Annotated in this window: 23 protein-coding genes; 2 read left to right on the top strand and 21 right to left on the bottom strand. The window is 72.6% G+C overall.

The features are described from left to right. Positions 1-54: 54 nt before the first annotated feature. Positions 55-1,749 carry a 2-isopropylmalate synthase gene (locus AB0300_RS12510; protein ID WP_366216128.1) on the top strand — a complete coding sequence of 565 codons (1,695 nt, stop codon included), beginning with the start codon at positions 55-57 and terminating at the stop codon, positions 1,747-1,749. Here the strand turns inward: AB0300_RS12510 and csrA are convergent. The 12 genes from csrA to AB0300_RS12450 form a co-directional block, all read right to left on the bottom strand. Beyond that, a complete protein-coding gene (gene csrA, locus AB0300_RS12505) occupies positions 1,746-1,997 on the bottom strand; it encodes a carbon storage regulator CsrA (RefSeq protein ID WP_025104370.1) in 252 nt (83 codons plus the stop codon). The genes AB0300_RS12510 and csrA overlap by 4 nt on opposite strands. Positions 1,998-2,001: 4 nt before the next feature. After that, positions 2,002-4,065, bottom strand: a complete 2,064-nt coding sequence (locus AB0300_RS12500; RefSeq protein WP_025104369.1) for a flagellar biosynthesis protein FlhA — start codon at positions 4,063-4,065, stop codon at positions 2,002-2,004. Next, the gene (locus AB0300_RS12495) at positions 4,062-5,153 is read right to left on the bottom strand and encodes an EscU/YscU/HrcU family type III secretion system export apparatus switch protein (RefSeq protein ID WP_366216106.1); all 1,092 of its coding nucleotides are present in this window, start codon (positions 5,151-5,153) and stop codon (positions 4,062-4,064) included. The genes AB0300_RS12500 and AB0300_RS12495 overlap by 4 nt, the downstream gene beginning before the upstream one ends. Beyond that, positions 5,150-5,911 (bottom strand): flagellar biosynthetic protein FliR, encoded by a 762-nt coding sequence (locus AB0300_RS12490; protein ID WP_025104367.1) that lies wholly within the window; start codon positions 5,909-5,911, stop codon positions 5,150-5,152. Before AB0300_RS12490 ends, AB0300_RS12495 begins: the two co-directional genes overlap by 4 nt. Before the next feature lie 4 nt (positions 5,912-5,915). Further along, complete coding sequence (fliQ, locus tag AB0300_RS12485) at positions 5,916-6,188, bottom strand: flagellar biosynthesis protein FliQ (protein ID WP_025104366.1); 273 nt, start codon at positions 6,186-6,188, stop codon at positions 5,916-5,918. Then, entirely contained in the window at positions 6,185-6,994 is an 810-nt protein-coding gene (fliP, locus tag AB0300_RS12480) for a flagellar type III secretion system pore protein FliP (RefSeq protein ID WP_025104365.1), read from the bottom strand. The genes fliQ and fliP overlap by 4 nt, the downstream gene beginning before the upstream one ends. Then, on the bottom strand, positions 6,991-7,401 hold the full coding sequence (locus AB0300_RS12475) for a flagellar biosynthetic protein FliO (RefSeq protein ID WP_238695681.1): 411 nt from the start codon (positions 7,399-7,401) through the stop codon (positions 6,991-6,993). The genes fliP and AB0300_RS12475 overlap by 4 nt, the downstream gene beginning before the upstream one ends. Before the next feature lie 71 nt (positions 7,402-7,472). Then, positions 7,473-8,132, bottom strand: a complete 660-nt coding sequence (gene fliN / locus AB0300_RS12470; protein ID WP_025104363.1) for a flagellar motor switch protein FliN — start codon at positions 8,130-8,132, stop codon at positions 7,473-7,475. After that, complete coding sequence (locus tag AB0300_RS12465; protein WP_164498194.1) at positions 8,129-9,049, bottom strand: flagellar motor switch protein FliM; 921 nt, start codon at positions 9,047-9,049, stop codon at positions 8,129-8,131. The genes fliN and AB0300_RS12465 overlap by 4 nt, the downstream gene beginning before the upstream one ends. Positions 9,050-9,098: 49 nt before the next feature. After that, the gene (locus tag AB0300_RS12460; protein WP_025104361.1) at positions 9,099-9,908 is read right to left on the bottom strand and encodes a flagellar motor protein MotB; all 810 of its coding nucleotides are present in this window, start codon (positions 9,906-9,908) and stop codon (positions 9,099-9,101) included. After that, entirely contained in the window at positions 9,905-10,720 is an 816-nt protein-coding gene (locus AB0300_RS12455) for a MotA/TolQ/ExbB proton channel family protein (RefSeq protein ID WP_025104360.1), read from the bottom strand. Before AB0300_RS12455 ends, AB0300_RS12460 begins: the two co-directional genes overlap by 4 nt. Continuing rightward, entirely contained in the window at positions 10,720-10,974 is a 255-nt protein-coding gene (locus AB0300_RS12450; protein ID WP_249521002.1) for a flagellar FlbD family protein, read from the bottom strand. The genes AB0300_RS12455 and AB0300_RS12450 overlap by 1 nt, the downstream gene beginning before the upstream one ends. A gap of 217 nt (positions 10,975-11,191) precedes the next feature. Here AB0300_RS12450 and AB0300_RS12445 point away from each other — a divergent pair, with 217 nt between their 5' ends. Continuing rightward, complete coding sequence (locus tag AB0300_RS12445; RefSeq protein WP_036292979.1) at positions 11,192-12,568, top strand: M23 family metallopeptidase; 1,377 nt, start codon at positions 11,192-11,194, stop codon at positions 12,566-12,568. A gap of 98 nt (positions 12,569-12,666) precedes the next feature. On the opposite strand, the gene AB0300_RS12440 is transcribed toward AB0300_RS12445, so the two are convergent. The 9 genes from AB0300_RS12440 to fliE are packed head-to-tail and all read right to left on the bottom strand — an operon-like array spanning position 12,667 to position 20,888. Beyond that, positions 12,667-13,827, bottom strand: coding sequence for a flagellar hook protein FlgE (locus AB0300_RS12440; protein ID WP_303708572.1), 1,161 nt, complete (start codon positions 13,825-13,827; stop codon positions 12,667-12,669). Positions 13,828-13,852: 25 nt separating this feature from the next. Continuing rightward, on the bottom strand, positions 13,853-14,311 hold the full coding sequence (locus tag AB0300_RS12435) for a flagellar hook capping FlgD N-terminal domain-containing protein (protein ID WP_025104356.1): 459 nt from the start codon (positions 14,309-14,311) through the stop codon (positions 13,853-13,855). Positions 14,312-14,325: 14 nt separating this feature from the next. Next, entirely contained in the window at positions 14,326-15,702 is a 1,377-nt protein-coding gene (locus AB0300_RS12430; RefSeq protein WP_366216105.1) for a flagellar hook-length control protein FliK, read from the bottom strand. Further along, the gene (locus AB0300_RS12425; RefSeq protein ID WP_085605853.1) at positions 15,699-16,121 is read right to left on the bottom strand and encodes a hypothetical protein; all 423 of its coding nucleotides are present in this window, start codon (positions 16,119-16,121) and stop codon (positions 15,699-15,701) included. Before AB0300_RS12425 ends, AB0300_RS12430 begins: the two co-directional genes overlap by 4 nt. Beyond that, positions 16,118-17,410: a FliI/YscN family ATPase gene (locus AB0300_RS12420; protein WP_366216104.1), complete on the bottom strand. Its 1,293-nt coding sequence runs from the start codon at positions 17,408-17,410 to the stop codon at positions 16,118-16,120. Before AB0300_RS12420 ends, AB0300_RS12425 begins: the two co-directional genes overlap by 4 nt. Continuing rightward, positions 17,407-18,015: a FliH/SctL family protein gene (locus tag AB0300_RS12415; protein WP_025104352.1), complete on the bottom strand. Its 609-nt coding sequence runs from the start codon at positions 18,013-18,015 to the stop codon at positions 17,407-17,409. Before AB0300_RS12415 ends, AB0300_RS12420 begins: the two co-directional genes overlap by 4 nt. After that, complete coding sequence (gene fliG / locus AB0300_RS12410; RefSeq protein WP_062635821.1) at positions 18,005-19,009, bottom strand: flagellar motor switch protein FliG; 1,005 nt, start codon at positions 19,007-19,009, stop codon at positions 18,005-18,007. The genes AB0300_RS12415 and fliG overlap by 11 nt, the downstream gene beginning before the upstream one ends. Further along, positions 19,006-20,628, bottom strand: coding sequence for a flagellar basal-body MS-ring/collar protein FliF (gene fliF, locus AB0300_RS12405; protein WP_126894313.1), 1,623 nt, complete (start codon positions 20,626-20,628; stop codon positions 19,006-19,008). Before fliF ends, fliG begins: the two co-directional genes overlap by 4 nt. Continuing rightward, entirely contained in the window at positions 20,628-20,888 is a 261-nt protein-coding gene (gene fliE, locus AB0300_RS12400; RefSeq protein WP_315108331.1) for a flagellar hook-basal body complex protein FliE, read from the bottom strand. The genes fliF and fliE overlap by 1 nt, the downstream gene beginning before the upstream one ends. Between the last annotated feature and the right edge of the window lie 7 nt (positions 20,889-20,895).

Below are 20,895 nucleotides of genomic sequence, written 5' to 3'. Positions count from 1 at the left end.
TCCGGCGCCCTCCCCGACGACGCTCCGCACTGGAACAGGCAGCGGCCTTCGCAGATGCCGTCGCATCGCTATCGAGACGTGTACTCGCGCGTCGTCGTGCCGCTGCAGACGCGGACCTGGCCGAGCGCGCGGCTGACGCACGCACCTCTCTGGGTCCCCGTGGATCTCCGTGACGGGAACCAGGCGCTGGCCGAGCCCATGGACCCGGCCCGCAAGCGGCGCTTCTTCGAGCTCATGGTCGCGATGGGCTACAAGGAGATCGAGGTCGGATACCCCTCGGCCTCCCGGACGGACTACGACTTCGTCCGGCTCCTCGCCGAGACCGACCTCGCTCCTGCCGACGTGACGATCGTGGTGTTCACGCCTGCGCGGCGTGACCTGATCGAGCGGACCGTCGAGTCCGTGCGCGGCATCCGGAACCCCGTCGTCATCCACATGTACACCGCCACGGCGCCGACGTGGCGCGATGTCGTCCTCGGCCAGGACAGGGAGGGGCTGAGGGCGCTGATCCTCGCCGGCGGCCAGGACGTGCTCCGCCTCGCGGGGGAGCTCGACAACGTCCGCTTCGAGTTCTCCCCCGAGGTGTTCACCCTCACCGAGCCGGACTTCGTCCTCGACGTGTGCGGGGCGATGACGACCCTGTGGGACGCGACCCCCGAGCGTCCCGTGATCCTGAACCTGCCGGCGACCGTCGAGGTCGCGACCCCGAACGTCTACGCGGACCAGATCGAGTACATGCACCGCAACCTCGGGCGTCGCGACGGGGTCATCCTCTCCGTGCATCCGCACAACGACCGCGGTACCGGCGTCGCCTGCGCGGAACTCGCCGTCCTCGCCGGTGCGCAGCGGGTCGAGGGGTGCCTCTTCGGCAACGGGGAGCGCACCGGCAACGTCGACCTCGTGACCCTCGCCCTCAACCTCCACGCGCAGGGCGTCGATCCGATGATCGACTTCTCCGACATCGACGAGATCCGCCGGACCGTCGCGCACTGCAACGGCATCGACATCCACGCGCGGCACCCGTATGCCGGCGACCTCGTGCACACCGCCTTCTCGGGCACCCATCAGGACGCCATCCGGAAAGGGTTCGCGGAGCATCGCGCCCGTGCCGCGGAGGAGGGCCGCCCCGAGGACGAGATCGAATGGCGCGTGCCGTATCTGCCCATCGACCCGGCGGACATCGGCCGCAGCTACGACGCCGTGATCCGCGTCAACTCGCAGTCCGGGAAGGGCGGCATCGCGTACCTGCTGGAAGACGCCTATGGGATCGAGCTGCCGCGGCGCCTGCAGATCGACCTCGCTCGTCACGTCCAGCGGCGCACCGAGCAGACGGGACGCGAGGTCACGGCCGCGGAGGTGTGGGACATCTTCCACGCCGCCTACCTCGCGAGCGCGGACACGGGACCGCTGAAGCTGCGGGCGGATGCCGACGTCGCGGGAGGGTGCACGACGATCACGCTCCATGCCGACGGCGTCGAGACGCGGACCCGCCACGACGGCGTCGGTCCGGTGGAGGCGCTGGGCACGGCGCTCGCGGCAATCGGTCTGCCCGTCGAGATCCTGAGTCTGCACCAGACGAGCATCGGAACGGGCCCGGACAGCGACGCGCTCACCCTGATCGAGTACCGCGACGGCGCGCGTTCGGGATGGGCGGCCGGCCGCGACCGCTCCGTGCTGACGGCGACCCTGCACGCCGTGCGGAACGCGGCGGAGCGCCGCGCCGCGACGACGCCGGCCCGCGGGGCCTAGGGGGTCTGCTTCTCGCGCCCTCGCGCGAGTGCCGCGGTGATCGCATCCGCGGCGCTCGCGTCGGTGTCGGCGGCGGCGGAGACGTTCTCGGCGACGACGGCCTCGATGATCTCGGTGCGCTGGATCCGGGTCTCCCGCGGGGCCTTGACGCCGATGCGCACGCTGTCGCCCTTGATGTCGAGCAGCGTGACCTCGATCTCGCCGTCGATGCGCACGCTCTCACCGATCCGCCTCGTCAACACCAGCATTCGTTCAGCCTACTGGTGCGGCGGGGGCGGCCCCGAGCGACGCGGTGGAGGAGTCGCGGACCACGCCGATCGTCTCGATCGTGAGGGGAGCGGCGGTCGCCTCGCTGTAGGAGAGGACGGGGAGGCCGTCGGTCTGCGCCGACACCAGCCGCCGCACGGCGGGACGCAGCGAGGGGGCGCAGACGAGCACCGGTTCGCCGCCGTCCGTCGGCGTCGCCACGGCCTGCTTCACCGACGCGATCACCGCTTCCATCCGCGGCGGGTCGAAGACGATCTGCGAGCCCTCGTCGCCGGGACGAAGACTCTCCAGCATCGCCTGTTCCAGCAGCGGGGCGATCATGACGACTCGGAGGGTGCCGTCCTCCGCGAAGCGGGAGGCGATGGCCGGTCCCAGGGCGGCACGGGCGGCCTCGATCAGTCCCTCCGGGTCGGTGGAGGTCTTCGCACGGAGCGCGAGCGCCTCGTAGATGCGGCTGAGGTCGTTGATCGGCACCCGTTCGGCGAGCAGCCCCTGCAGCACCCGCTGGACCTCCGCGAGCGACAGCAGCGCGGGGGTGAGCTCCTCGACCGCCGAGGGAGAGACCTGCTTCAGGGCGTCGGTGAGCTGACGCACGTCCTCGCGGCTGAGCAGGCGGGCGGCGTGCGTCTGGATCACGCTCGACAGGTGGGTGATGATGACGCTCGCCCGGTCGATCACCGTGGCTCCGGCGAACTCGGCGCTGTGGCGCATCTCCATCGGGATCCACTTGCCCTCGAGACCGAACACGGGGTCGAGGGCGGCGGTCCCCGGCAGGCTGTCCAGGCCCTGTCCGAGCGCCAGCACCGACCCGGTCGGCGCGGTGCCCCGCCCGGTCTCGACGCCCGCGATGCGGATGACGTAGGTCGCCTGGGGAAGCTCGATGCTGTCCCTGGTGCGCACGGGCGGGGTGACCAGACCGAGGTCGAGCGCGATGCGCCGCCGCAGCGCCTTGACCCTCGCGAGGAGGTCGTCGGGGCCGCCGGTCACCAGATCCACGATGTCCGGGGCGAGGAGGATCTCGAGGGGGTGCACCCGCATGCGCTCGATGAGCTCCTCCGGCTGGTCCACCGGCGCGGGAGCGGGTGCCTGCGCCGCCTCCGCCTCCTCCCGCTTGCGGGTCGCGGTGATGCGCTGGGCGATGAGCAGCAGCAGGGCGCCGATCACCAGGAAGGGGAGCATCGGCATGTGCGGGATGAGCGCCATGACGATGGCCGCGGACCCCGCGATGATGAGGGCGTTGCGCGACTGGCCGAGCTGCGTCGATGCGGCCGATCCCATCTCGGCCTCGGCGGTCGAGCGGGTGACGATCATGCCGGTCGAGACCGCCATGAGCAGCGCGGGGATCTGGGTGACGAGGCCGTCGCCGATCGTGAGCAGGCTGTAGGTGCTCACCGCCTGGTCGATCGACATGCCGTGCTGGACGAGGCCGATCGCGATGCCGCCGACGAGGTTGATGATGATGATCACGAGCCCGGCGATCGCGTCGCCCTTGACGAACTTCGAGGCGCCGTCCATCGCGCCGTAGAAGTCGGACTCGGCGGCGACCTCCGCCCGGCGCTCGCGGGCTTCGGTGTCGCTGATGAGGCCGGCGTTGAGGTCGGCGTCGATGGCCATCTGCTTGCCCGGCATCGCGTCGAGCGTGAACCGGGCGCCGACCTCGGCCACGCGCTCTGCACCTTTGGTCACCACGACGAACTGGATCACGACGAGGATGAGGAACACGACGGCGCCGATGATGAGCGAGCCGCCCACCGCGATCGCCCCGAACGCCTCGATCACCTGTCCCGCGTACGCCTCGCCGAGGACGAGGCGGGTGGAGGCGACGTTGAGCCCGAGCCGGAACAGCGTCGCCACGAGCAGCAGCGAGGGGAACACCGAGAAGTCGAGCGGCTTCTTCACGAACATCGACGTCAGCAGGATCACCAGCGCGAACATGATGTTGAGGATGATCAGCACGTCGAGCAGGAACGGCGGCACCGGGACGACGAGCAGCATGATGATGCCGACGACGCCGATCGGCACCCCGAGCGTGGTGAGGAGCTTCTTCATACGGTCCTCCGGTAGGGGAGCGAGTGGATGCCGCGGGCGGCGCCTCGGCGCCGCAGCGCGTCGACGAACACGAGGACCCGTGCCACGGCGTTGTAGAGGTCTTCGGGGATCTCCTGGCCCAGCTCGCACGAGGCGTGCAGAGCGCGAGCGAGGCTGATGTCGCGGACGAGGGGGACGCCGGACTCGAGCGCCTTCTCGCGGATCCGCTCGGCGATGACGCCGCTGCCCTTCGCGACGACCCGCGGGGCGGACGTGCCGGGGTCGTATTCGAGCGCGATGGCGATGTGCGTGGGGTTGACGACCACGACGTCGGAGCCGGCGACCGCGGCGATCATGCGGTTGCGGCTCACCGCGAGCTGACGCGACCGGCGTTGCTGCCGGATGAGCGGGTCGCCCTCGGAGTTCTTGTTCTCGTCGCGCACCTCGCGCTTGGTCATGCGCGTGTGCTTGCGGTTGCGGCGCATCACGACGAACAGGTCGATCGCGGCGAGCACCAGACCCACGGCGATGGCGGTCTGCAGCAGGGCCGCGGTGCCGTCCGCCGCGGTGCCGAGCAGCCGCGACACGGAGTGCGCGCCGCTCGCCGTGAGCACCGGCATGAGCCCGGAGATGACGACCCACAGGGCGAGGGCGATGGCGGCCGTCTTCAGGAGCGCCTTCGCCCCCTCCCACAGCGCCTGCAGGCCGAACACCCGCCGCACGCCGGAGACGAGGTTGAACTGCTCGTAGCGCCCGGACAGCTTCCGCAGGTGCACGCCGCCCTGCACCACCGCGCCGAACAGCGTCACGATCGCGACCGCGGCCAGCAGCGCGCCCAGCGTGGGCAGCACCGAGGCGAGGGCCCGTCCGAGGGCGGCGAGCGCGGCCTCCGGAGAAGGCGCCTGCATGAGCCCGGCGAGGGTCACCAGCTGCTCGGTGCCGGCGGCGGTCCCCGCGGCGATGGCGGCGGGCATCATGACGGCGGCGGCGCCGATGCCGAGCCACGCCGTGAGGTCCTGACTGCGGGCGATCCGGCCCTTCTGCCTGGCCTCCCTGAGGTGCTTCTCGGTGGCCTTCTCGCTGCGTTCGCCGCTGTCCGAGCCGCTCACGGTGTCACCCCCTGCATCAGGCGGAACGCCTGGGTGGCGAGGGCGTCGACGATTCCCGGGAACGCGACGTACACGGCGCCCGCGAGCAGGAGCGTGAGGAGGATCTTGACGGGGAAGCCCATCGCGAAGGCGTTGAGCGCCGGCGCCACGCGCGTGATGAGACCGAGCCCGACGTCGGCGAGGAAGAGCACCAGGACGAGAGGACCCGCGATCTGCACGGCCGCCAGCACCATCTGGGACACCCCGTCGACGAGCAGCTCGGCGGGTCCCGCCACGCGGAAGATGCCGTCGACCGGCACCGCGTCGAAGCTGCGGGCGAGCCCGGCGAGGATGAGCTGATAGCCGCCGGAGGCGAAGAGCAGCGTGAGCGCGGTGAGGTGGAAGAGCCGGGTGAACTGCGCGCCGTTGACCATCGCCGCCGGATCGAAGGCCTGGGCGAGCTGGAAACCGCCGAACACGTCGATGAGGCTGCCCGCGGCCTGCACCGCGGAGAAGCACAGCAGCACGAGGAAGCCGAGCAGGGCCCCGGTGAGCAGCTGGATCACGAGCGCACCGAGGAACGGCCCGGTGTCCAGGCTCTCGTACCCGGGCGCGACGGCAGCCCCCACCGCGAGCGACAGTCCGATCGAGAGCATCGCCTTCACGCGCACCGGGATCGCGCCGTACGAGAACGGCGGGGCGATCATGATGAACGCCGTGATGCGCACGGCGGCGAGCAGGGTGGCCTCCAGCCACGCGAAGTCGATCGGGATGAACACGGGCTCATCCGCTCAGCAGCGACGGGATGCGGGCGAACATCTCGTTCGTGAAGGCGATGATCTCGGCGATCATCCAGTTCCCCGCGATGAGCAGGGCGATGCCCACCGCGACGATCTTCGGCACGAACGACAGCGTCACCTCCTGCACCTGGGTGATGGACTGCAGCAGCGAGATCGCGAAGCCCACCACGAGCGCGGTGATGAGCATCGGGGCGGCGAGCTTGGCGGCGATCAGCAGCCCCTGGGCACCGATGTCGAGGACGGCTTCGGGACTCATCCCACACCTCCGTAGCTCTCCAGGAGCGCTTTGATGATGAGCCCCCACCCGTCGACGAGGATGAACAGCAGGATCTTGAACGGCAGCGAGATCATGACCGGCGGGAGCATCATCATGCCCATCGACATCAGCGCCGCCGCCACGACGAGGTCGATCACGAGGAACGGCACGAAGATCACGAAGCCGATGATGAAGGCGGCCCGCAGCTCCGAGATCATGAACGCGGGGATGAGCGTGTACATCGGCACGCTCGCGGCGTCCTCCGGATTGTCCTGCCCGGCCATCCGGGTCATCAGCGCGAGGTCCTCCTCGCGCGTGTAGTGCAGCATCCACTCCCGCAGGGGGGCCTGCCCGACGTCCACGGCCTGCGTGAACGTGAGCGCCCCGTCGATGTACGGCTGCACCGCGAGCGTGTTGATCTCGGTCAGCACGGGCCACATGATGAACAGCGAGAGGAACAGCGACAGGCCCGCGAGCACCTGGTTCGGCGGGATCGTCGGGAGGGACAGCGCGTTCCTGGTCATGGCGAGGACGACGAAGATCTTCGTGAACGACGTCATCATCAGCAGCAGCGCGGGGGCCACCGACAGCAGCGTGATCCCCAGGAGGGTGAGGATCGAGCCGGACGGGCCGCCGTCGATGCCGTTGATGTCGATCGTCACGCCCTCGCCGTCGTCCGGGGTGACCTCCGCGTGCGCGGCGGTGCCGGAGAGGGCGACGAGGACGACGGCGAGGAGGATCGCGACCGCGACGAGGACGACCAGCCGCGAGGCGCGACCGCGATCGACGGCACGGGTCGCGGTCATCGTGCGCGCCGGAGGGCCTCGGCGGTCTGCCGCCAGGTGTCGGGGGAGAGGATGGAACCGCGGAGCGGGTCGTTGCGGTGCCGCACGCGGCGACGGAGCTCCGGTGCCGGGGCGACCGCCGGGGGCGCGCTCGTGAGTGCGGCGGCGGCGAGGATGCGGTCGAACTCGGCGTCGTCGGCCGTGCGGGTGGCCGGCGGGTGCCCGACCTCTGAGTCCGCGGGCTCCGGCCGCAGGGGAAGGCGGTCGACCACGCTCACACCGTGCTCGGTGACCCCGAGCACGTAGCGGGCGTCGTCGGTCTGCACGACCACGAGCTGCGCCTTCGGACCGATGCCCTGCCGCCCGAGCACCGTGATCGCCTCGGCGTCGCGGCGCCGCGCCTGGGTCTTCGAGACCCGGCGCTGCAGGAACCAGAGCAGCCCGAGGACGGCGGCGAGCGACAGCCCGACCCGCAGCGCGAGCAGGAGGTCGTCCAGGGTCAGGCCTCGACGTTCTCGAGGATGCGGGTGATCCGCACCGCGTAGTCCTGGTCGACGACGACGACCTCGCCGTGCGCGATCGTGCGGCCGTTGAGCTTGACGTCGGCGGGGGCGCCCGCGGAGCGATCGAGCTCGACGATGCGACCGGGCTCGAGGTCGAGCACGTCGCGGACGGCCATGCGGGTGCGGCCGATCTCCACCGTCAGCTCCATCTCGACGCCCGCGATGCGGTGCAGGCGGCCGTCGGCCCCGGTCGGGCGCGCGGGGCGGTGGGTGATCCGCACGGCGAGGCGGCCGATGATCCGCTCGGTGTGGTCCACGAGGTCGAAGAGCTGGGTCTGCGGGTCGGCGAACACGGCCGAGGCGTCGCCGACCGCGGCCTCGCCGAGCAGGCCCGGACCGAGGGCGGTCGCCGCGGCCTCGAGCGCGTCGAGCAGCCGGTCGGTGAGCGGGCGGTCCCCGAGGCCGTCGACGAGCACGTCGGCGTCGAGGAGCTGCACCGCGAGTTGGGCGCTCGCCTCGCCGACGAACTGCGCGACCACCGCGTCGCCGGTGTCGCCGGACACCTGCGAGGCGCGCGCGGTGACCGGTGCGGCGGTGGGCAGCCGGGCCGCGAACGCGGCGGCGACGGCGGACTCGTAGGCGGTGGTGCTGATCACGCGGACTCCTGAGCGGGGGCGGTTTCGGGGACGGTGGCGGTCACGACGCAGGCGAGCCGGGCGCCCGCGCTGCCGACGGCGGCGGTCGCGACCGTCTGGTCGCCCACGGTGAGGAGCAGGGGACGGTCGGCGGCGTGCGGCAGGGGCAGCAGGTCGCCGACGGCGAGATCGAGCACCTCGCGGGGGAGCACCGTGCGGGGGGCCAGCCGCAGCGCCACCTCGACCGGGGCGGCTTCCACCTGCCGCCGGACCAGTCCCGGGGTCTCGGTGCGGTCGGCGTCGGAGGCGCGTACCGCGAACCCGGCGAGGACCGACGCGGGGAGCATGATGCTGGCGGGCACCGTCCGGCCGCCGTGGCGCATCGACAGGCGGGCGACGATCACCGGCTCCCCGGCGGCGGCCACCTGCGCGAACTGGGAGCTGTACTGGATGCCGGCGACGGCCACGCCTGCGGGCAGCAGGCCGTCGAGACTGCCGGTGAGGTGGTCGATGGCGTCGGCGATCAGCGATCGGATCAGCGCCTGCTCGATCGGGGTGAAGGTGCGGTCCTCGGCGGTGGACGTCGATCGTCCTCCCACCATCTGCACGATCCATGAGGTCGCGGTCGGGATCGGCACCTGGACGATCATGCGCTCGTCCGAATCGGGCAGCGCGCACACGATCATGGTCGTCGTGGTGGGAAGCGACTGCGCGTACTCGCCGTATGTGAGCATGCCGACGTGCTCGACGGCGATGGTGGCGCGCACGTGGATCTTGCCGGAGAGCTGGGCCGACCACTGCCGCGCGAACGTCTCGAACGCGAGCTCCAGGGTGCGGGCGTGCTCGCGCGACAGCGTCGCCGCGCGTCCGAAGTCGTAGACCTCGACGTCGGCGATCGCCGTCTCCGCGCGCGCCCGAGAGCGCACGCCGTCATCCATCACCACGAACCCGACTATCGGGCGGTGAGCGGCGTGCGTTAGGGACGGGTCAGGGGGAGGTCTGCGCGGCACCCGCGGCCGGGATCAGCGCTCGCACCTCCTCGCTGGCATCGGAGAGGATGACGATGTCCACCCGGCGGTTCTCCGCGAGCTGCTCCGGCGTGCTGCCGGCGGCGACCGGGCGGGTGTCGCCGAACCCGACGGACTTGAGGTGGGCAGGGGGCAGGCCGGCGGCCTCCACGAGGTAGCGCAGCACCTGCGTGGAGCGCCCGGCGGAGAGCTCCCAGTTGGTCGGGAAGGGGGCGACCGAGCCGCGGGCGTCGGCGTGCCCCTCCACCGAGATCTCGTTGGGGGCCGAGACGAGGACCGACCCGAGCGCATCGAGCACCTGCGTCGCGGCCGGGCTGAGGTCCGTGCTGTTGGTGGTGAAGAAGGTCTCCGCGCTCACGAGTCCGATGGTCAGACCGCGCTCGTCGATCGTGAAGGTGACGTCGGCTTCGAGCCCCCGGTCCGCCAGCACCTGGCGCAGGCGCTCGCGGAGGGCGGAGAGCTCGTCGAACTCGCGCTGCGCGGCCTCCAGCCCGGTGTCGGCGAAGTCCTCGCCCTCGTCGTCCACGAGCTCGGGCGGCACGACGACGCCGCTGGTCACATCGATGTCGTCGGAGGGCTCCTGGCCGAAGCCGGTCGCGAGGGACGCGCTCAGGGCCTCGAACTTCTCCTGGTCGACGGTCGACATGGCGAAGAGCACGATGAACATGCACATCAGCACCGTCACCATGTCGAGGTACGACGCCATCCAGCGCTCGTCCGGCCCGCTGTGCTCGGACTCCTGGACGCGGCGTCGGGTGCGCACGCTCATGAGAAGAGGTCCTCGTGCTCGGCCGCCGCCTCCGCCGGCTGCTCGCGGCGGCGGGAGCGGCCGGGGGAACGATCGGAGACGAGTGCGCTCAGGCGCTCGCGCACGTGCGCGGGGGCGGCACCGGCCTGGACGGCGAGCATGCCCTCCATGAGCACCGTCATGCGCTCGAGCTCCAGCTCGCCCAGACGCTGCAGGCGGCCGCCGATCGGGAGCCAGATGAAGTTCGCCGACAGCAGGCCCCACAGTGTGGCGACGAAGGCCGCGGCGATCATGGGTCCGAGGGTGTCCGGCTTGTCGAGCTTCTCCAGCACGTGGGTGAGGGAGACGACCGTGCCGATGATGCCGACCGTGGGGGCGAACCCGCCGAGGGTCATGTAGAAGCGGGAGGCGGTGCGGTTCCGGGCGGCCGTGGACGACAGCTCGTCCTCGAGCAGCACGCGGAGGTCTTCCGCGTCGGTGCCGTCGGCGATGCTCTGCAGGGCCTGCCGCAGGAACGGATCCTTCTCCTCGTCCAGCCCTTGCTCCAGCGCCAGGAGCCCTTCGGCGCGGGCCTTCTCCGCGTAGCCGACGACCGTGTCGATGGTGCTCTGCGCGGTGCGGCGCTCCCCGCGGAACGCGCGGGGGAGGGACTTCACGGCGTGCAGGGCGTCGCGCAGCGTGCCGCTGGCCAGCCCGACCGCGATCGTGGCGCCGAAGACGAGCACCATCGGCGCGGGCAGGAGGAGCGACCCGATCGTCGCGCCCTCCAGATTGATCATGGCGATCAGGGCGCCGAACGCGAGGACGAGCCCGAGGATGAGAGACGGATCCATCAGGCGTCCCCTCCCGTGACGGATACGGCGGGAGCGCCGGCCTCGTCGCCGGCCGCGACCAGTGCGGCCGCGGTCGCGAGGACCCCGGCGCGGAAGCGGGTGATCCGGGCGATCACGTCGTCCATCGTCTCCGTGACGACGAAGGTCGCGCCGTCGACCATCATGATCGTCGTGTCCGGCGTGGCCTGGACACGTTCGATCAGGTCGGGGTTCACCGCGAACCGGGAACGGTTCAGGCGCGTGAGGACGATCATGGGCTCCATCCTGGAAAAAGCTCGCCCCGCCCGAGAGCGGGGAACCGACGGCCCGTCCTGGGCTGTCGGAGAGGACTGTCGGCCGGGTGCTGCGGCGCGTTAGCGCGGGGTCGGACCGAGCGGGATCTTTCTCACGGCGGGCGCGTCGTCGCCGATAGGGACCAGGGGCGGGGGACGATGAGCAGCGGGCGAAGGGAGCCTTGTGCGGGATCGGAACGTGGAGAAGGCCGCGGCGACGGCGGCCGAGGAGTGCGGCTGCGCGCCGACCGCTGCCGAACGCGGCGCGCTGTGGAACCAGCCGGTCAGCCGGCGCCATGCCTTCGGGATCGGCGCGCTGGGCGTCGTCGCGCTCGCCGCCTTCGGCGTCGGTTCGGGGGTCACGGCCGCGCATGCCGCGTCGTACCCGAGCTGGGACGACGTGCAGCGCGCGAAGAACAACGAGGCGGCCAAGGCCGGCGAGGTCAGCCGGATCCAGGGGCTGATCCAGTCGTTGGAGCGCAAGGTCGCGGAGACCCAGGCGGCGGCACAGGTCGCGTCCGACGAGTTCTTCGAGGCGCAGCAGGCCTACTTCGCCGCGATCACCGAGGCGGACGCCCTGCAGGCCCAGGCCGACGAGAAGGCGGCGCTCGCCGACGAGACCGCGAAGAAGGCCGGCCAGATCGCGGCCCAGCTCTACCGCAGCGGCGGCGACGACACCGCACTGGAGCTGTTCTTCGCCGGGTCGGGAGCCAACGCCGACGAGCTGCTGTCGCGGCTCGGCACCATGAACAAGTTCCTCGAGTACAACCAGACCACCTACGACAACGCCGTCTCGGCGCGCAACACCGCGCAGGCTCTGACCGCGCAGGCGCAGGTCGCCAGGGACGAGCGCGACCGCCTGCAGCAGGTCGCCGAGCAGAAGATGGTCGCGGCGCAGCAGGCGGCGGACGCGGCCCAGGCCGCGCTCGACGAGCAGGCGGCGAACCTCGAGACCCTCAAGGCCCAGCTGGCGGCGCTCAAGGACACCACGACCAAGACGGTCGCGGGGTACCAGGCGGGCGTGGAGGCACGGCGGCGCGAGGAGGAAGCCCGTCGCAAGCGCGAGGCGGCGGCGGCTGCCGCGGCGGCGGCTGCGGCCGGCCGCGGGACGAGCGGCGGCGGTGGTGGCGGTGGCGGCGGCGGTGGCACGCCGGGCAACGGCGGCTGGGTGCGCCCGCACGGCGGGGCGCGGAGCTCGAGCTACGGTCCGCGCACGCCCATCTGCGGTCCACAGGGCTGCTCGTCGAGCTTCCACTACGGGGCCGACCTCGCCAACGGCTGCGGCGCCGCGATCTACGCCGCGAACTCCGGGACGGTGGACTACGCCGGCCCGAACGGCAACTACGGCAACTACGTGCGCATCCAGCACGGCGGCGGCGTCAGCACGGGGTACGCGCACATCAAGCCCGGTGGCATCATCGTCCGCAGCGGGCAGTGGGTGCAGTCCGGTCAGGTCATCGCCTACGCCGGCGACACGGGACGCTCGTTCGGCTGCCACCTGCACTTCGAGGTCTACATCAACGGTGGGTACACCAACCCCGTGCTCTTCATGGAGCAGCGCGGCATCTACGTCTGACCGGCCAACCCCGCGAGACCCCGCTCCATCGTCGAGGCCCCGCCGTATCCACGTGGACACGGCGGGGCTTCGGCGCGAAGACGGGGTCTCGGGAGGGGTCAGCGCTTGAGGTTCGTGAGCTCCTGCAGCACCTCGTCGCTCGTGGTGATGATGCGGGCGTTGGCCTGGAAGCCGCGCTGCGCGACGATGAGGTTGGTGAACTCCTGCGAGAGGTCGACGTTGGACATCTCGAGCGCGCCGCTGATGATGCCGCCGAGGCCGCCGGTGCCCGGCTGTCCGAGCTCGGCCTGACCGGAGTTACCGCTCGGGCGGAACTGCGAGGAGCCCACCTTCTCCAGGCCGCCGGGGTTCACGAACCCGGCCAGCGCGATGCGTGCCAGCACCTGGGTGTCGCCGTTGCTGAAGGTGCCGACCAGGCTGCCGTCGTTCGTCAGCGCGTAGGAGCTCAGCGTGCCCGCCGGCTTGCCGTTCTGCTCCTTGATCGCGATGTCGCTGACGTCGGCGAAGCCGGTCACACCGGACAGGTCGACGGTGACGCCGCCCGACACGATGCTCCCGGCGCCGTTCTGCACCCCGTCGGTGAAGGTCAGTGCGGTGCTCGCGCCCGCCCCGTCGGTGACGTCCCACCCGGTCGCGCTGCGCGTGAACGTCAGCCGCAGGGTGGACGCGGAGCCGTCGGCGCCGTAGGTCTTGATGTCGCGCACGAGCGTCTCGCCGACCGCGGCACCGGAGGGCAGGTTGCCGGTGGCGCGCGCGGTGGTGGTGGCGGCCGCGGGGCTGAGGGCGCCGACGGGGAGCGTGATGTCCCCGATGCCCTGACCGGGGACGATCGCCCCGTTGGTCGCGGTCCAGCCCTGGACGAGGGCTCCGCCCGCCCCGACGAGACGGCCGCTCGCGTCGAATGTGAAACCGCCGTTGCGGGTGTAGAGGGTCTCGCCGCCGGAGCGGACGACGAAGAAGCCGTCGCCCGAGATCATCAGGTCGGTGGGGACGCCGGTCGGCTGCGGGGCTCCTCCGGCGAAGTTGGTGCTGATGCCGGCGACCTGCACGCCGAGTCCGACCTGGGCGGGGTTCTGCCCGCCGGCCGCCTGCTGCGGCAGCATCGAGTTGCGCAGGAGCTGGGAGAGGGAGTCCTGGAACTGCACGGAGGACGCCTTGAAGCCGGTCGTGTTGACGTTGGCGATGTTGTTGCCCGTGACGTCGAGCATGGTCTGGTGCGAGCGGAGTCCGGAGATTCCGGAGAAGAGGGAACGGAGCATGGTGGTGCCTTTCTGGGGAGCGGGGTCAGGCAGCGGTGCCGGGGACGAGGGAGACGCCGGAGATCGCGTCGAGGGGGATCGACTTCTCGCCGATGGTCACGGTGGGGACGGCTCCCGCGTAGGAGACCGCGGTGACGACGCCCTTCTGGGTGACGCCGTCGGCGTCGACGTACTGGGCCTCCTGCCCGAGGAGGGCGGCGGCGGTCTGCCGCATGCTGAGCGCGAAGCTCTCGGTGCTCGTTGACGCGAGCGCCGTCAGCTGCTCCATCGAGGCGAGCTGCGTCGTCTGGGAGATCATCTCGTTGGTGTTCATCGGCGAGCTCGGATCCTGGTTGGTGAGCTGGGTCACGAGCAGCTTGAGGAACACCTCCGAGTCGAGGGTCTTCTTGCGCTCGGTCGCCGGCGTCGTGCTGCCGGTCTGCACACCGGACGTCGGCGTGGCACCCGGGGGCAGGGTGCCGGTGATGGAGTCGACCGTGGTCATGGAGTCCTCTCTGATCAGGCGTAGACGTCGATGCCGCCGGTGGGCGCGGCGGGCGGTGCGGGCGGGGGCGGGGAAGCGGTCGGCGCCGAGGCCGGGGGACGCGGGGTGGTCGGCGGGCGCGGGGTGTCCGGGTCGCCGTTCCCGGTCTGGCCGTGCGTCGTCGCGCCGTGCTGGGGCGAGGAGGACGAGCCGTCCCCTGTGCTGAGGCTCAGGGTGGCGTGCGGCGCGGCGACCGCGAGGTCCCGGCGGAGATCGACGAGGAGGGCGCGCAGGGCGTCCCTGCCCATCTCGCTCGGGGCCTGCAGCTCGATGCGCAGGGTGGAGCCGGCGATGTGGGCCCGCACGGTGACGGGACCGAGGTTCTCCGGCGAGACGGTGAGCGTAATCCGGTGATCGCCGTCGGGGGCCTGGGCCAGGGACAGCACCGGAGCCGCCACCTGGGGGAGCAGGGCCGGTCGGACCGGTGCGGGGACGGCGCTCGGCGGCGTGACGGGCGCGGTGGCCGTGGCGGCGACCGGGCTCGGCGCGGGCGTGGACCCGGCTGCGACCGGGTCGACGGCGCTCGGGCCCGCGGGGGTGGCGGCGGACGGCACCGGGACGGAGGGCGTCCCGGACACGGTGGAGGTCTCGGGGACGGTCGTGGCCTCGGTCGGGAGCGCGAGCGTGGCCGTCGCTCCGTCCGGCGCCGGGCCGGCGAGGCGGGACGTCCTGCCGTCCGATCCTGCGCTCGTCCCGCCGTCCTCGCCGGTACGCGCGCTCGCCGCTGCCTCGATGGACGAGGAGGGCGGGGACGGCACGACGGCTCCGGTCGTCGGAGGCGCGGTCGATGGGGCCGACGACGCGAGAGCGGGGGCCGACCGGACCGCTCCGGCGTCGACCGGTGCGTCGACCGGTGCCATGGCGGCCGCCGTGGGCACCGCCTCCGCGCGAGGAGGCGTCGCCGCGGGGGAGGCGGACTCGACGGCGGGCAGGGAGAGCGCGTCGGTGCCGGAGATGGCCGGACCCGCCGGAGACGGAGGTGCCGGAGACGGAGTCGCCGGAGTCTGCTCTCCCTCGGGCGGCGTCGGAACCGCCGTCGGGCCGGCGTCCGGCGGAACGACAGTCGGGATCGCCGGCGGCGCGACCACCGACCCCGAGGGCGACGGGGCCGGGAGCGGAAGCGGAGTGGCGACGGCACCGTCGGCGGGAACGGCCGCGGTGCCGTCGCTCCCGGTGGCCGCGTCGGTCGCGGGGTCCTCGGGCGACGCGGGGCCGGCCGGCTCCGTCTCCCGCGCGGCATCGCGCACGGCGTCGGCGAAGGCGGCGGCTCCGGGGGCGCCGCCGCGGCCGGCCGGGGCTGCGGAGCGCGGGGGGCGCACGTCCAGCGCGGCGAGGAGGTCGAGAGCGGTCATGCCGAGCCCTCCGTCCGGGAGCGGGAGGCGATCTCGTCCAGCTCCGCCTGCTCGGCGTGCAGGTCGGCGGCGCGTAACGCCTCGGCGTGGCCGTCCGCGAGGCGCTCGAGGCCGCGCAGCGTGCGCCGGGCGTCGGCGTGCGCGGACCGCGCCTCGGCGACCGTCTCCTGCTGGAGGGCGGACAGCGTCGTGAGGTCGGCCAGCAGCGCCCGGCCGGAGACCCGGGCCGCCGCGAGCGCCGCGAGCGCACGGACGTCCACGGCCTCCGTGTCCGTGCCGGCCAGGTGCGCGCGCAGGGCCCGGTCCCTGGCCTCGGTGTGCTGCGCGTCGATCACCGCGCGCGACAGACGCTGCGCGGCGGCGCGTTCCTGGATCTCCCGGACGCGCAGGAGACCGGCGAGCGAGAACCCTCTGCTCATGAGACCCCCTCGAAGGCGGAGACGAGGCTCTCCAGCCGGGCCCAGGAGTCGTCGATCGCGCTCGTCTCGTCGAGCGGCTGGGTGAGGAACGCCGAGATCGGCCGTTCATGGGCGATCGCCGCGTCGATACGGGCGTCGGCGCCGGCGTGATAGGCGCCGATGTCGATGAGGTCGTTCGCCCGGCGTCGGGCCGCGAGCACGGCGCGGAGGGTGGCCGCCTGTGCGCGGCGCTCCCGGCTCGTGATCTTGCCGGCCACGCGGGACACGGACCCGAGGACGTCGATGGCGGGGTGGTGACCGGCGAGAGCGAGGGCACGGTCGAGTACGACGTGGCCGTCGAGGATGGAGCGGACCGCGTCGGCGATCGGCTCGTTGTGGTCGTCGCCGTCGACGAGCACGGTGTAGATGCCCGTGATGGAGCCGGCGCGGTCGGTGCCGGCGCGTTCCAGCAGTCCGGCGAGGAGCGAGAAGGTGGAGGGCGGGTAGCCGCGGGTGGCCGGCGGCTCGCCCGCGGAGAGCCCGATCTCGCGCTGGGCCATGGCGACGCGGGTCAGCGAGTCCATCATGAGGATCGCGTGCGCCCCGTCGTCGCGGAAGGCCTCCGCGATCCGGGTGGCGGTGAAGGCGGCGCGGATGCGGGCCATCGCCGGCTGATCCGAGGTGGAGACGACCACGACCGAGCGGGCGAGTCCCTCCGGGCCCAGGTCGTCCTCGATGAACTCGCGCACCTCGCGGCCCCGCTCGCCGACGAGGGCGATGACGGTGACCTCGGCCTCGGTGCCGCGGGCGATCATCGACAGCAGCGACGACTTGCCCACGCCGGATCCCGCGAACAGGCCGACGCGCTGCCCTCGGCCGACGCTGACGAGGGTGTCGAGCGCGCGCACGCCGAGGGGGAGCGGGGTGTCGATGCGATCGCGCTCCATGATCGAGGGGGTGTCGTGATCCAGGGTCACCTGCGGCGCCGCGAGCGGACCCTTGCCGTCGATGGGACGCCCGAGGCCGTCCAGGACCCGGCCCAGCAGCGCGCGTCCGGTGGGAACGCGCACCGGGCCGCCCCGGCCGCGCACCGGGGCGCCGACGGTGAGTCCGGCGACCGGGGCGAGCGGCATGCAGCGCAGCCCGTCTTCGCCCGTCGCCACGACCTCGGCGTCGATGCCGTCGAGCGTCACCACGTCCCCGATGGCGCCGTCGAGCCCGCGCACCTGCACGCTGAGTCCGCGCACCTGGGAGACCTCGCCGATGCGCTCCGGCCGCGCCGCCTCGAGCACCGCCGCCCAGGAGCTCACGGCGTGCCCTCCGCGAGGGCGCGGCGCGCGCGCTCGAACGCCGTCCCGACCCTCGCGTCGATGACGCCGTGCGCGAGCACGGCCACGGCGTCGCCGCGGGCGAGGGTGTCGTCGGCGACGAGCGGGAATGCGGCGAGGTCGTCTCCGGTCTCCGCGGCGAGGAGCCGGAGATCCTCCGGATGGACGCGGAGGCTGCGTACCGCGGCCGGCGCGGTCGCGCTCAGGGCGCGGCGGGCCGCAGCGGCCGCCGCGGTGCCCGCATCGCTCAGCTCGGCCGCGAGGAGGAGCTCCGCGAGGTCGATCGCGTGGGAGAGCACCTGCGTCGTCGCGGCGGCCTCCAGCTCCGCCTCCCGCTCCGCCAGGGAGCGTGCCGCGGCGTGCAGGGCCGCCACCGCGGCGGCCATCTCCTCGGCGCGATGGCGCTCCCGCTCCGCCTGCTCGGCCGCGGCGGCGCGGTGCGCGGCTTCGGCGTCGGCCGTGCCCGCCCGGAAGCCCGCGGCGTGGCCCTCGGCGTACCCGCGGCGGCGCGCGCGCTCCTGCTCCCCGCGGTGGTCCGAGCCGCCGAGCCGGGGGAACGCGGCGGGGGCGAAGGCGTCAGTAGACATACTCGTCCTCGTCGGCCCGCTGCACGGTGATGTCCCCGGCGGCCTCCAGCGCCCGGATCGTGCGGACGATCTCGGCCCGCGCTTCCTCGACCTGGGAGACGCGCACGGGGCCCAGCGTCCTGGCCTCCTCGTCGAGGTTCTCGCGGTTGCGCTCGGACACGTTGCGGCGGATGAGATCGACGATCGGCTGCTGGGCGCCCTTGAGGGCCAGCGCCAGCGACCGGATGTCCATGCCCCGCAGCACGCGCTGGGTGTCCCGGTCGTCGAGCTTGACGATGTCCGCGAACGTGAACATGCGCGAGCGGATGTCCTCCGCGAGGGCGCTGTCGCGGTCCTCGATGCTCGCCAGCAGGGCCTTCTCGATGGTGGCCCCCGAGCGGCCGATGATCTCCACGAGCGGCTCGACGCCGCCGAGCACCTCGGGGCTGTCCCGCGACGCGAGGCTGCCGGTCCGCGCCTTGAGGGCGTCGGCGACGATGGCGATGGCCTCCTGGGAGGCGGTGCCCATGGTGGCGATCGCCTGCGCGACGTCGGTCCGGGCGGGGTCGGGCAGCGCGGCGAGCACGGCGGCGGCCTGATCGGCGGGGAGGTGCGCGAGCACGAGTGCGACGGTCTGCGGCAGCTCGCCGTCCAGGAGCGTGGCGAGATGGGCGGCGTCGGCGGAGGCGAGGAAGTCGAACGAGGCGCTCATCGACGTGGAGCCCACGCGGCCGAGCACGGCGGCCGCCCGCTCCGACCCGAAGGAGGCCTCCAGGAGCCCGGCGGCGATGTCGCGCCCGCCGCGGGCCGGGGGCAGGTGCCCGGCCGCGATGCGATGGAACTGTCCCAGCGCCTGGGCGGTCGTCTCCGCATCGAGGTCCTGCAGCCCGATGATCTCGGCGGCGACGGCCTCGGCCTCGGTCTCCGAGAGATGCTTCATGACCTCGACGGCCTGCGCGCGGTCGAGGTTCATGAGGACGATGGCGGCCGTCTGCCGATCGGTGAGTCCGCTCATGCCCGTGACCTGTCGTCGATGAGCGTGCGCAGCAGCTCGGCCGTGCGCTGCGGGTCCTGCCGGGTGAGGGCGTCGATCTCGGCACGGCGGCGCTCGAGGCTGATCTGCGCGGGCTCGGGCTCGGGGTCCGGGTCGAGATCCGGCACCGGCTCGAGGAAGGCGAGCGGGGTGGTCGGCGCCTCCAGCACGGCCGTCGGTGCGTCGGCGGAGAGCGCGGCGAGCTCGGCGGGCCGGTCACCGAAGAGCTGGTCGAACTCCTCCACACCCGCCGCCTTCCGTCGGGACCGGATGATCAGCGCGGTGATCGCGGCGATGAGCGGGATGGCGATGGCGGCGGCGATGATGACGGTGTTCAGGAGCGCGGCCTGACGGGCGCCCTCTTCGGCCTCCTTCGCCGCCTGCAGCGCGGCCTGGGCGGCCTCGGCGTCCGTCTGGCTGAACGCGACGAGCTCGACGGCGAGTTCGTCGCCGCGGGTGCGGTCGATGCCGGCTGCGGTGGCGACGAGGTCGCTGAGCTGCGCGGAGCTGAGGTCTCCGCCCGCACCGGCGTCCACGGCGACCGACACCGACTGCCGCAGCAGGTTTCCGGCGGGGGTGGACGTGCTCTCCGTGGCCTTGTTCACCGCGTTGGTGCGCGTCTCCTCGGAGGACCGGTAGGTGCCGTCGCCGTTCCCGTTCGGAACCGCGATGTTGTCCGGACCGAGCACGCCCGCCTCCGAGGTGGAGCCGTTGCTGTTCTGCTCGCGGACCTCTTCGGTGAGAGGGGGCGCGCCCTCGGCCGGCGTGTACGTCTCCTCGACGCGTTCGTTCACCGAGCGGTCGATCTCGGCGACCACCGTCACGGTCGCGTTGCCCGGGCCGACCACGGTGTCCAGCATCTGCTGCACGCTCGCGGCCACGCGGGCCTCGTAGTCGCTCGCCTGCTGGTCGAGGCCGCCGGTGGCTCCACCGCCCACGGTCGACAGCGTCCGCCCGGTCTGGTCGACGACGGCCACGTTCTCCGGCTTCATGCCGCTGACGGCGGCCGAGGTGAGGTGCACGATGGCCTCGACCTGCTTCTGGTCGAGCGTCGTGCGTCCGGCGGTCTCCACGAACACGGAGGCCGTCGCGTCGACGGTCTCCGACACGAAGACGCTCTCCTCGGGGATCGCGAGCTGCACGGAGGCCGCGGAGACGCCGTCGATCGCGGAGATCGTGGCGGCGAGCTCGCCCTCGATCGCGCGCTTGTAGGTGACCGACTGCTGGAACTCGCTCGTGGTGACGCCCATGTCGTCGAGCAGCGAGTACCCGGCCGATCCGGCGCTCGGCAGTCCGGCGGACGCGGCCGCGAGCCGCTGGTCGTAGACGTCCTTCTCGGGGACGAGCACGGTGGCGCCGCCGTCGGCGAGCTCGTAGGGGACGGAGGCGGAGCGCAGCTGCTCCACCACGGCGTTCGCGTCCGTGGCGTTCAGCCCCGAGAACAGCGGTGTGTACGTGGGGCGGGTGAGCCAGCTGGACAGGGCGACGATGCCGAGTGCGAGCACGGCGATGCCGATGATGGCGATGGTCCGCTGCGCGAGCGAGAATCCGGCGATCACCCGCCGCATCCGCTGGAACGCCCCGGTCACTGCCGGGGGCATCAGGCCTGCATCCGCATGATCTCGTTGAACGCGTCGACGCCCTTGTTGCGGACGGCGGCGACGAGTTCGAGGGTGACCGCGGCGCGCGACGAGGCGATCATCGCGGCGTGGATGTCGTCGAGGTCGCCGGTCACGGCGGCGACTTTCAGGGTGTCGGACTCGGACTGCAGCGAGCGCAGCTCGTCGATCGCCCCGGTGACGCTGTTCGCGAAGGCCGTGTCGTCGCCGGTCCTCGCACCCGTCACGGGCGAGGTGGTCATGCCGAGG

It is taken from the genome of Microbacterium sp. NPDC078814 (genome assembly GCF_040702645.1).
Taxonomy (GTDB): Bacteria; Actinomycetota; Actinomycetes; order Actinomycetales; family Microbacteriaceae; genus Microbacterium.
Note: the sequence above shows the minus strand (reverse complement) of the source record. Positions and strands in the feature narration are given on the sequence as shown.